The organism is Enterobacter sp. MGH 37 (assembly GCF_000534515.1).
Lineage (GTDB): Bacteria > Pseudomonadota > Gammaproteobacteria > Enterobacterales > Enterobacteriaceae > Enterobacter > Enterobacter kobei.
Genome location: NZ_KI973206.1, coordinates 727,271 through 737,049 on the forward strand (window position 1 = coordinate 727,271; position 9,779 = coordinate 737,049).

The window sequence follows — 9,779 nt, forward strand, 5'->3', positions numbered from 1 at the left end:
CCTCGTCATTCGCACTTATAAATTAAAAAACATTAAATATCCTCATTATTATACGCAGCTACATTTTATTTTTTTATCCCTCTGCCCCAACGACCGTTCTACGGCAAATCTCGGTTATTGGGTATTTAAAGGAACAGTAATGACGAATCATTTCAGACGCTTGCCCTTATCCGGTTTCATTGTCTGCGCTGTACTGCTCTCTGGATGCGATGGCCAGGAAAACCAACAACAACATCCCCAGGCACCTCAGGTCAGCGTGCATATCGTGAAAAGCGCGCCGCTGGCGGTCACCACTGAACTCCCGGGCAGAACGGATGCATTCCGCGTGGCGGAGGTTCGTCCACAGGTTAGCGGTATCATCCTGCGTCGTAACTTCACGGAAGGTAGCGATGTAAAAGCAGGAGATTCGCTTTACCAGATTGATCCTGCGACCTATCAGGCGGCTTACGACAGCGCGAAAGGTGAGCTGGCGAAGGCCCAGGCGGCGGCCAATATTGCGCATCTGACAGTAAAACGTTATCTCCCGCTGGTAGGCACCCAGTATGTCAGCAAGCAGGAGTATGACCAGGCGGTGGCAACAGCCCAACAGGCCGATGCCAGTGTTATCGCCGCCAAAGCCGGCGTCGAAAGTGCACGTATTAACCTTGCCTATACCAAAGTGACGTCTCCCGTCGATGGGCGCATCGGCAAATCCAGCGTGACAGAAGGTGCTCTCGTCACGAACGGGCAGGCCTCTGCACTGGCAACAGTCCAGCAGCTTGATCCGATTTACGTCGACGTCACCCAGTCCAGCAATGAATTTATGCGCCTGAAACAGACAAGCCTGCAAAAAGGCGACACGGCCAGCAGCGTTGAACTGCTGATGGAAAATGGTCAGCCTTATCCGCTGAAAGGAACGTTGCAGTTCTCAGACGTCACGGTGGATGAAAGCACCGGTTCGATTACCTTGCGCGCTATTTTCCCTAACCCTCAACACCTTCTGTTACCCGGGATGTTCGTTCGCGCCCGCATTGATGAAGGCACACAGCCGAATGCAATTCTGATTCCCCAGCAGGGTCTGACCCGTACGCCGCGAGGTGAGGCAACCGTCATGGTGGTTAACGATAAAAACCAGGTTGAGCCACGCACCGTCGTTGCGCCTCAGGCCATTGGCGATCGCTGGCTGGTGACGGAAGGGCTGAAAAACGGTGACCGCGTGATTGTCAGCGGATTACAAAAAGCCAGGCCAGGTGCCACCGTCGTCGCCACCCCAGATACCACCACAGCGCCCGCCAGTTAAGGAACGACGACATGGCTAATTTCTTTATTCAGCGGCCGGTTTTCGCCTGGGTACTTGCCATCATTTTGATGATTGCAGGCGGGCTGGCTATTCTCAAACTGCCCGTTGCCCAGTATCCAACGATTGCCCCGCCAGCCGTTGCGATTTCCGCAACCTACCCCGGCGCAGATGCCCAGACGGTACAGGATACCGTAACCCAGGTTATCGAACAGAACATGAACGGTATCGATAACCTGATGTATATGTCCTCCACCAGCGATTCAGCGGGTAATGTCACCATCACCCTGACCTTCGAGTCGGGAACAGACCCGGACATCGCCCAGGTGCAGGTGCAGAACAAGTTGCAGCTGGCCATGCCGCTGCTGCCGCAAGAAGTTCAGCAGCAAGGGATTGGCGTTGAGAAGTCCAGCAGCAGCTTCCTTTTGGTCGCCGGTTTTGTTTCGGACAATAAAAGCCTTACTCAGGATGATATCTCCGACTACGTCGCTTCGAACGTCAAGGATGCCATCAGCCGAACATCGGGTGTCGGCGACGTTCAGTTGTTTGGTGCCCAGTATGCGATGCGCATCTGGCTCGACAGTAACGCGATGAACAAATACCAACTGACGCCGCTGGATATTATCAATCAGTTAAAAACGCAGAACGACCAGATAGCGGCAGGCCAGTTGGGTGGAACACCATCAGTCCCTGGACAGCAGCTGAATGCCTCCATCATCGCGCAAACTCGCCTGAAATCACCGGAAGAGTTTGGTCGCGTCACGCTCAAAGTGAACCAGGACGGCTCAATGGTTCATCTGAAGGATGTGGCTCGCATTGAGTTGGGTGGCGAAAACTACAATATGGTGACCAAAATCAACGGGCAGGCGGCAACCGGTCTGGGGATTAAGCTCGCTACTGGTGCAAACGCGCTGGATACGGCGGCAGCCATCAAGAGCAAGCTGGCACAACTGCAACAGTTCTTCCCGCAGGGACTGAAGGTCGTCTACCCCTACGACACCACGCCTTTTGTGAAAATCTCGATTCATGAAGTGGTGAAGACCCTGTTTGAGGCGATCATTCTGGTCTTCCTGGTCATGTATCTGTTCCTGCAAAACCTGCGGGCAACGCTGATCCCAACGATCGCCGTGCCGGTTGTTCTGCTGGGGACCTTCGCCGTGCTGGCTGCGTTCGGTTTCTCCATCAATACCCTGACGATGTTTGGGATGGTGCTGGCGATAGGGCTACTGGTTGATGACGCCATCGTGGTCGTCGAGAACGTTGAGCGCGTGATGGTGGAAGATAAACTGCCGCCGAAAGAGGCCACGCAGAAGTCGATGGAGCAGATTCAGGGCGCGCTGGTGGGGATCGCCATGGTCCTCTCGGCGGTCTTTGTTCCGATGGCCTTTTTTGGTGGCTCGACTGGGGCCATCTATCGCCAGTTCTCGTTAACTATCGTTTCCGCGATGGCGCTATCCGTGCTGGTCGCGCTGATCCTGACCCCCGCACTCTGCGCAACGTTGCTTAAGCCCGTCTCCAGCGACCACCACGAGAAAAAAGGGGGCTTCTTTGGCTGGTTCAATGCGCTCTTTGATAAGAGTGTGGAACACTATAGCAACAGCGTGAGCGGTATTTTGCGTAAGACCGGTCGCTATCTGGTGGTGTATGTCATTATTGTTGGTGGCATGGCGGTGTTGTTCCTGCGCTTACCGACCTCCTTCCTGCCCGAAGAGGACCAGGGGGTCTTTATGACAATGGTTCAACTCCCGGCGGGGGCGACCCAGACGCGTACTCAGGCGGTCCTCGACCAGGTTCAGGACTACTATCTGGACAAAGAGAAGGCGAACGTTGAATCCGTCTTCACCGTAAACGGCTTTAGCTTTAGCGGCCAGGGTCAGAACTCCGGTATTGCCTTTGTCAGCCTGAAGCCCTGGGAGGAGCGCCCGGGCGAGAAAAATAGCGTTGAAGCTATCGTGGGTCGCGCGACAAAAGCGTTCAGTCAGATTAAAGACGGCCTGGTGTTCCCGTTCAACCTGCCTGCGATTATTGAGCTTGGAACCGCAACGGGATTCGACTTTGAACTTATCGATCAGGCTAACCTGGGACATACCCAGCTGACGCAGGCACGTAATCAACTGCTCGCGATGGTAAAAGAGCACCCAGACCTGCTGGTGCGCGTGCGTCCAAACGGACTGGAAGATACGCCTCAGTTCAAGCTGGATGTCGATCAGGAAAAGGCGCAGGCATTGGGCGTCAGTCTTTCCGACGTCAACCAGACCATCTCGACGGCGTTGGGTGGCACCTATGTGAACGACTTTATCGACCACGGGCGCGTGAAAAAAGTTTACGTGCAGGCAGATGCCCGTTTCCGCATGCTGCCGGGGGACATTAACAACCTTTACGTGCGCAGCGCGAACGGAGAGATGGTTCCCTTCTCCGCCTTTAGCTACTCTCACTGGGTTTATGGCTCACCTCGCCTGGAACGCTTCAACGGGATGCCTTCAATGGAGATCCTCGGGGAATCCGCACCGGGTAAAAGTACCGGGGAAGCAATGGTGTTGATGGAAAGCCTGGCCGCAAAACTGCCTGCAGGAATTGGCTATGACTGGACGGGCATGTCTTATCAGGAACGCCTTTCCGGTAACCAGGCGCCCGCACTGTATGCCATTTCACTGATCGTGGTGTTCCTGTGTCTGGCGGCCCTGTATGAGAGCTGGTCCATCCCATTCTCCGTGATGCTGGTTGTGCCGCTGGGTGTTATCGGTGCTCTGCTCGCCGCGTCGCTGCGCGGATTGAACAATGACGTCTATTTCCAGGTCGGCCTGCTGACGACAATTGGCCTGTCGGCGAAAAACGCCATCCTGATTGTCGAATTTGCTAAGGACCTGATGGATAAAGAAGGTAAAGGGATTATTGAAGCCACACTGGAAGCATCAAGGATGCGCCTTCGACCGATCCTGATGACCTCCCTGGCCTTTATCCTTGGCGTCATGCCGCTGGTAATCAGTACCGGAGCCGGGAGCGGTGCGCAAAATGCTGTCGGTACGGGCGTTATGGGAGGCATGCTTTCCGCGACGCTGCTGGCGATTTTCTTCGTTCCCGTTTTCTTTGTGGTTGTCCGGCGACGGTTTACCCGCCATAAAGAGTAACGTCCCCCTGAAAGGCACCCTGCGGTGCCTTTTTTATTTTTAATATAAACAATAAATTAGACATTATTGAATTGCAGTGTTAAAAATGCGGTGATTTACATTAAGTAGAAACGCCCTGTTGTGTCTCCATAATTTCTCCATTAATTCATCCTGAAACCGACTTTTCTCCACGATTTTTACAAACGACATACTTTGAGATTATTCCCCGTGCAACGAGGTGTTATCCCGGTGGTAAAATAGCCTCCAGTTCGTTAATAGCCCTCCTGGCTTTGTAGCGAATGAGAAATAATACTGAGGTAACATCATGAAAAGATTCATTTCCGTTGCACTTCTCGCTGCGCTACTTGCTGGATGCGCGCACGATTCTCCATGTGTACCGGTTTACGATGACCAGGGTCGACTGGTTCATACCAATACCTGTATGAAAGGCACCACCCAGGATAACTGGGAAACCGCGGGTGCTATCGCCGGCGGAGCGGCTGCCGTGGCGGGGTTGACGCTGGGTATCGTTGCCCTGACGAAGTAACATCAATTAAGAAAGCGCGGCTCGGGCCGCGCTTTTGCGTTTAAAAAGTGCATTGTTATCGAATAAGTAAAAAAATAGCCCCGTTTTTATTCAAGAAATTAATTCCCATCGACTGGCTATCACATCTTTTTAGTATATAAAAGTTTATTTCATATTTTATCGTGATGATTTTCACACATTAATCTTATTGAATACCCTGCCAATATTCACTTCAGAAACTATCTCTTGATTTATCTCATCCTCATCGAAACTTTTGCTCCGATTTGTGGCACAGGTTGTAATTTCGCACCGTTTCGGGGCGTTCGTTTTATTTAAGCGTGTCTACACTCAGCATTAAGCGTTCTGTTATCACTTATTTTGTGGAACGCAAAACTGGCATTACGTTTGCTTTATAAACGTTGGCCAAAGCCACAGACAGGTTTAGCGCTTAAAAAGCGCTTCTATAACGATAAATTTCGCCACACAGGATGCATTATGAAAAAGACGATGATAGCCAGCCTGACCGCTGCAGGCATGTTGTTTGCCGTAGCGGGCCAGGCCCATGCGGGTACGACACTGGATGCCGTTAAAAAGAAAGGTTTTGTTCAATGTGGTATCAGTGATGGTCTGCCTGGCTTCTCATATGCCGATGCGAACGGCAAATTTACCGGTATTGATGTGGATGTCTGCCGCGGCGTCGCAGCTGCCGTTTTTGGGGATGACAGCAAAGTAAAATACACCCCGCTGACGGCGAAAGAACGCTTTACGGCGCTGCAATCCGGTGAAGTTGACATGCTCTCTCGTAATACCACCTGGACCTCCTCTCGTGATGCAGGTATGGGGATGTCATTTACCGGCGTGACCTATTATGACGGCATCGGATTCCTGACCCACAATAAAGCGGGTCTGAAAAGTGCCAAAGAACTGGATGGCGCCACCGTATGTATCCAGGCGGGTACGGATACTGAGCTGAACGTCGCGGATTATTTCAAAGCCAATAAGATGAAATACACCCCTGTGACGTTTGATCGCTCGGATGAATCAGCCAAAGCACTGGAATCCGGCCGTTGCGACACGCTGGCCTCTGACCAGTCACAGCTGTATGCCTTACGTATTAAGCTGAGCAACCCGGCAGAATGGATTGTGCTGCCAGAAGTGATCTCCAAAGAACCTCTCGGACCTGTTGTTCGTCGTGGTGATGAAGACTGGTTCTCCATTGTTCGCTGGACCCTGTTTGCCATGCTGAACGCGGAAGAGATGGGCATCAACTCGAAAAACGTTGATGAGAAAGCCGCTAATCCATCCAACCCGGATATGGCTCACCTGCTCGGTAAAGAGGGTGATTTCGGCAAGGATCTGAAGCTGGATAACAAGTGGGCTTACAACATCATCAAGCAGGTGGGTAACTATTCTGAGATCTTTGAGCGCAACGTGGGATCGGAAAGCCCGCTGAAGATCAAACGCGGCCAGAACAATCTCTGGAATAACGGCGGCATTCAGTACGCGCCACCAGTACGTTAAGTCAAAGCTGTAACGGGCACTGCTCAGGCGGTGCCCAGTCCAGAGTCATGGTTACTGAGGTTTCTTTATGTCCCATCGCCGCTCAGCCGTAAAAGGAACGCTATCCTTTTCTCATCCCGCGGTCCGCGCCTGGCTATTCCAGATCATTGCTATTGTTGCGGTTGTTCTCATCGCCGTGTATCTCATCCATAACACCATCACCAACCTGAATAACCGCGGTATTACCTCCGGTTTTGCGTTCCTGGATCGCAGTGCAGGGTTTGGTATTGTTCAGCATCTTATTGATTATGAGGAAGGTGACACGTACGGACGCGTGTTTGTGGTCGGTTTACTGAATACGCTGCTGGTATCGGCGCTTTGTATTGTCTTCGCCTCGATATTGGGTTTCTTTATTGGCCTGGCTCGTCTTTCTGAAAACTGGCTCCTGCGGAAGCTTTCAACCTTTTATATTGAGACTTTCCGCAACATCCCACCGCTGCTGCAGATCTTTTTCTGGTATTTCGCGGTCCTGCGTAACCTTCCTGGCCCCCGCCAGGCCGTCGATGCGTTTGAGCTGTTTTTCCTGAGTAATCGTGGGCTATACATTCCCTCTCCGCAGTTCGCCGAAGGGCTTTACGCCTTCATCGTCGCAGTTATTATTGCGATCGCCATTTCTGTCGGGCTGTTCCGTTATAACCGCAAGCACCAGATTAAAACAGGGCAGCTTCGTAAAACATGGCCCGTTGGCGCTGCGCTAATTGTTGGCTTACCGTTAGTCGCTCACTGGCTTTTTGGTGCGGCTTTGCACTGGGATATCCCCCATCTGCGCGGGTTCAATTTCCAGGGCGGGATGGTGTTAATTCCTGAACTGGCAGCACTCACGCTGGCGCTCTCGATTTATACCTCCGCATTTATTGCAGAAATCATTCGCTCCGGGATCCAGGCGGTGCCTTACGGACAGCACGAGGCGGCGCGTTCACTTGGTTTACCGAATACCGTGACGCTGCGCCAGGTCATTATTCCCCAGGCCCTGCGGGTAATCATTCCGCCACTGACCAGTCAATATCTCAACATTGTCAAAAACTCATCGCTGGCCGCCGCGATTGGTTACCCGGATATGGTGTCTCTCTTCGCCGGCACCGTGCTTAACCAGACCGGACAAGCTATAGAAACCATTGCCATCACCATGTCTGTCTATCTGATCATCAGTCTGGCGATTTCATTGCTGATGAACCTTTATAACCGCCGTATTGCACTGGTCGAGCGCTAAGGATTTATGATGTCGAAAGCGATACTGTCGCACTCCTCGCGTCCAGCCAGCACAACCGATGGACGTTTCATTATCTGGGCACGTAAGAACCTGTTCTCCAGCTGGAGCAACAGCCTGCTGACAATAGTCTGCCTGTGGTTGATGTGGGAACTGATCCCGCCGCTACTCAACTGGGCATTCCTGCAGGCGAACTGGGTGGGTTCAACGCGTGCCGACTGTACGAAAGCGGGCGCATGCTGGGTGTTTATTCACGAGCGTTTTGGCCAGTTCATGTATGGATTGTATCCTCATGAACAGCGCTGGCGGATTAATCTGGCGCTGGTTATCGGTCTGCTTTCCATCGCCGTAATGTTCTGGAAAAAGCTACCTCATCGTGGACGCTATATTGCCGGCTGGGCTGTGGCGTATCCCATTATTGTTTGGGTGTTGTTGTATGGCGGCTTCCTGGGGCTGGAACGCGTTGAAACACGCCAGTGGGGTGGTCTGACGCTGACGTTGATTATCGCTTCCGTGGGGATAGCTGGCGCTCTGCCGTGGGGCATTTTACTCGCTCTGGGGCGTCGTTCAACAATGCCGGTCGTGCGTGTGCTTTCCGTGATCTTCATTGAGTTCTGGCGTGGCGTACCACTGATCACCGTATTGTTTATGTCTTCGGTCATGCTGCCGCTGTTTATGGCAGAAGGTACAACGATCGACAAACTGATTCGTGCCCTGGTCGGGGTGATTCTGTTTCAGTCTGCCTATGTCGCTGAAGTTGTGCGTGGTGGCCTGCAGGCGTTGCCTAAAGGCCAGTACGAAGCGGCGGAATCACTGGCTCTCGGATACTGGAAAACGCAGGGACTGGTCATTCTTCCACAAGCACTCAAGCTGGTGATCCCGGGCCTGGTCAACACGATCATTGCCCTCTTCAAAGATACCAGCCTGGTCATCATCATCGGATTATTCGATCTCTTTAGCAGCGTGCAGCAGGCAACCGTTGACCCTGCCTGGTTGGGCATGTCCACCGAGGGATATGTCTTTGCTGCTCTGATCTACTGGATCTTTTGTTTTAGCATGTCGCGCTACAGCCAGCACCTGGAAAAGCGCTTTAACACCGGGCGTACACCGCACTGAGGAAATTATGAGCCAAATTACTATGACACCCGCCGACGCGATGATTACGCTGGAAAACGTGAATAAATGGTATGGACAGTTTCATGTCCTGAAAGACATTAATCTCAAGGTAAAGCAAGGCGAACGAATCGTCCTTTGCGGCCCTTCCGGTTCAGGGAAATCGACAACCATTCGCTGTATCAACCATCTTGAAGAGCATCAGCAGGGACGCATTGTGGTTGATGGTATCGAGCTGAATGAAGATATTCGCAATATCGAACGCGTGCGCCAGGAAGTGGGGATGGTATTTCAGCACTTTAATCTATTTCCCCACCTGACCGTTCTGCAGAACTGTACGCTTGCGCCGATTTGGGTACGAAAGATGCCGAAACAGGAAGCGGAGGCGTTGGCAATGCATTACCTCGAACGCGTACGTATTGCAGAGCACGCCAATAAATTTCCCGGCCAGATCTCAGGCGGACAACAGCAGCGTGTGGCTATCGCCCGTTCGCTATGCATGAAACCCAAAATTATGCTGTTTGACGAACCGACATCTGCGCTGGATCCGGAAATGGTGAAAGAAGTGCTGGATACTATGATTGGGCTGGCGCAATCCGGGATGACGATGTTGTGCGTGACGCATGAGATGGGTTTTGCCAGAACGGTGGCAGACCGGGTGATCTTTATGGACCGCGGTGAGATCGTTGAACAGGCCCCACCGGATGAGTTCTTTGCGCATCCGAAGTCGGAACGTACGCGTGCATTCCTGTCGCAGGTGATTCATTAGTCATTTGCTTTGCCGGGTGGAGGCTTTGCCTTACCCGGCCTACCGTTTTTTCTGCACATAAACGCAAAAAGGCCATCCTTTCGGATGGCCTTTTCACTTATTTGATGCCTGGCAGTTCCCTACTCTCACATGGGGAGACCCCACACTACCATCGGCGCTACGGCGTTTCACTTCTGAGTTCGGCATGGGGTCAGGTGGGACCACCGCGCTAAAGCCGCCAG

7 protein-coding genes and 1 rRNA gene are annotated in these 9,779 nt (G+C 52.5%); 7 read left to right on the plus strand and 1 reads right to left on the minus strand.

Annotated elements, in window-relative coordinates:
- Nucleotides 1-139: 139 nt before the first annotated feature.
- The 7 genes from L383_RS07740 (at nucleotide 140) to L383_RS07710 (ending at nucleotide 9,558) form a co-directional block, all read left to right on the plus strand.
- Entirely contained in the window at nucleotides 140-1,279 is a 1,140-nt protein-coding gene (locus L383_RS07740) for an efflux RND transporter periplasmic adaptor subunit (RefSeq protein ID WP_023331431.1), read from the plus strand.
- Between the two features lie 11 nt (nucleotides 1,280-1,290).
- A complete protein-coding gene (locus tag L383_RS07735) occupies nucleotides 1,291-4,404 on the plus strand; it encodes an efflux RND transporter permease subunit (RefSeq protein ID WP_023331432.1) in 3,114 nt (1,037 codons plus the stop codon).
- A gap of 304 nt (nucleotides 4,405-4,708) precedes the next feature.
- Nucleotides 4,709-4,930: a lipoprotein gene (locus L383_RS07730; RefSeq protein WP_008502867.1), complete on the plus strand. Its 222-nt coding sequence runs from the start codon at nucleotides 4,709-4,711 to the stop codon at nucleotides 4,928-4,930.
- A gap of 474 nt (nucleotides 4,931-5,404) precedes the next feature.
- Nucleotides 5,405-6,430: an amino acid ABC transporter substrate-binding protein gene (locus L383_RS07725; protein WP_014885451.1), complete on the plus strand. Its 1,026-nt coding sequence runs from the start codon at nucleotides 5,405-5,407 to the stop codon at nucleotides 6,428-6,430.
- 67 nt (nucleotides 6,431-6,497) lie between these two features.
- Nucleotides 6,498-7,679, plus strand: coding sequence for an amino acid ABC transporter permease (locus L383_RS07720; RefSeq protein WP_014885452.1), 1,182 nt, complete (start codon nucleotides 6,498-6,500; stop codon nucleotides 7,677-7,679).
- A gap of 9 nt (nucleotides 7,680-7,688) precedes the next feature.
- A complete protein-coding gene (locus tag L383_RS07715; protein ID WP_023331433.1) occupies nucleotides 7,689-8,792 on the plus strand; it encodes an amino acid ABC transporter permease in 1,104 nt (367 codons plus the stop codon).
- Between the two features lie 7 nt (nucleotides 8,793-8,799).
- Complete coding sequence (locus L383_RS07710; RefSeq protein ID WP_014885454.1) at nucleotides 8,800-9,558, plus strand: amino acid ABC transporter ATP-binding protein; 759 nt, start codon at nucleotides 8,800-8,802, stop codon at nucleotides 9,556-9,558.
- A gap of 106 nt (nucleotides 9,559-9,664) precedes the next feature.
- Here L383_RS07710 and rrf read toward each other — a convergent pair.
- Nucleotides 9,665-9,779 (minus strand): 5S ribosomal RNA (rrf, locus tag L383_RS07705).

Excerpts from the sequence above, each read along its gene's own strand:
- L383_RS07710 (WP_014885454.1), top strand. The coding sequence starts at position 8,800 with ATGAGCCAAATTACTATGACACCCGCCGACGCGATGATTACGCTGGAA.
- L383_RS07715 (WP_023331433.1), top strand. The coding sequence starts at position 7,689 with ATGTCGAAAGCGATACTGTCGCACTCCTCGCGTCCAGCCAGCACAACC.
- L383_RS07740 (WP_023331431.1), top strand. The coding sequence starts at position 140 with ATGACGAATCATTTCAGACGCTTGCCCTTATCCGGTTTCATTGTCTGC.
- L383_RS07735 (WP_023331432.1), top strand. The coding sequence starts at position 1,291 with ATGGCTAATTTCTTTATTCAGCGGCCGGTTTTCGCCTGGGTACTTGCC.
- L383_RS07725 (WP_014885451.1), top strand. The coding sequence starts at position 5,405 with ATGAAAAAGACGATGATAGCCAGCCTGACCGCTGCAGGCATGTTGTTT.
- L383_RS07730 (WP_008502867.1), top strand. The coding sequence starts at position 4,709 with ATGAAAAGATTCATTTCCGTTGCACTTCTCGCTGCGCTACTTGCTGGA.
- L383_RS07720 (WP_014885452.1), top strand. The coding sequence starts at position 6,498 with ATGTCCCATCGCCGCTCAGCCGTAAAAGGAACGCTATCCTTTTCTCAT.